General features: G+C 55.7%; 1 protein-coding gene. It reads left to right on the plus strand.

Going from position 1 to position 679, the window contains the following annotated elements; translation table 11 throughout:
* A partial coding sequence (locus tag AACR93_RS04015) for a type I restriction endonuclease (RefSeq protein WP_043852291.1) occupies positions 1 to 679 on the plus strand: 679 nt, incomplete at both ends.

Here is a 679-nt window from a genome sequence, read left to right on the forward strand (position 1 = left end):
GACTGGGCCAATCCGCAGGCCAACGACTTTGCCATTGCCGAAGAGGTGACGGTCAAAGGCGAGCATAAGAAACGGCCGGATCTGGTGCTCTATGTCAACGGCATTGCCCTTGGCGTCATTGAGCTCAAGCGATCTACCGTCTCTGTCTCCGAAGGTATCCACCAGAACCTGGATAACCAGAAGAAGGATTTTATCCGTAACTTCTTCACCACCATGCAGCTGGTGATGGCGGGCAACGACACCCAAGGGGTGCGCTACGGCACTATCGAAACCCACGAGAAATACTATCTGGAGTGGAAAGAGCCAGCCGATCCAATCCATTCCGACCATGTCGATCTGCCGGGTGCCAATCTGCTGGACCAGCATCTGACGCAGTTGTGCAGTAAGGCGCGCTTTCTGGAGCTGATCCACGACTTTATCGTGTTTGATGCGGGCACCAAGAAAACCTGCCGCCATAACCAGTATTTCGGCATCCGTGCCGCCAAGGCTTATATCCGCCGCCGGGATGGCGGCATCATCTGGCACACCCAAGGCAGCGGCAAGAGCCTGACCATGGTCTGGCTAGCCAAGTGGATCCGCGAAAATGTGACCGACAGCCGTGTGCTTATCATCACCGACCGTACCGAACTCGATGAGCAGATCGAGAAGGTATTCAGTGGGGTGGAAGAGGAGATCCTGC

Source organism: Aeromonas sp. L_1B5_3, assembly GCF_963866575.1.
Classification (GTDB): Bacteria; Pseudomonadota; Gammaproteobacteria; order Enterobacterales; family Aeromonadaceae; genus Aeromonas; species Aeromonas jandaei.